Genomic DNA, 589 nt, shown 5'->3' on the forward strand with positions numbered 1-589 from the left:
TTCAGATGACTGTTATTTTACCGCCGAAGAATATTTAGAAGAGCAAATAAAAAAGCCCAAAAAAAGAAAAAGGAAGAGAAAAAAGCCAGTAAAAACTGCTGCCTGCTGATGCCGTAGAATAGTCTATTTTTTATATTTTCCATGAATTAATGAAATATAAATATGGACAGAAGCGGTGCTGGTATAAGTTGGAAATACACAACTTCAGGTAACGATTACAAACAACCAGACGTTCATGCCAGTGCTTCAGGGAGTGGGCAATACAGGCATGGCACAGTCAGAAAGGTGAATGTGCCACCGTCCTATATCCAGAAGCGTAATGAATGTCACCCTGCTTCTGACGCCTGCTCTGCTAACCATCCACCAGGACATTCAATAAAACCTGTTCATGGTTTTAATGCTCTCATTACACCAGAAAAAATGGATTGGCTGGTGAGGGTATCTGCTCGTTATGGTGATCACTATGATGGTAAAACACACAGTCAATTTGCCTGTTCAATCAAACAATACACATCAAGGGCAAAACGACCATTAAATCATAGTGAACAACGCCAACTGATACCATTGTTGCACGATTTTAAAGTGACAC

General features: G+C 39.9%; 1 protein-coding gene. It reads left to right on the plus strand.

The features are described from left to right. Positions 1–162: 162 nt before the first annotated feature. Positions 163–589 (plus strand): hypothetical protein (locus tag J7439_RS27640; RefSeq protein ID WP_209204942.1); only part of this gene is annotated, 427 nt, incomplete at its 3' end.

It is taken from the genome of Salinisphaera sp. G21_0 (assembly GCF_017744115.1).
Classification (GTDB): Bacteria; Pseudomonadota; Gammaproteobacteria; order Pseudomonadales; family Endozoicomonadaceae; genus Endozoicomonas.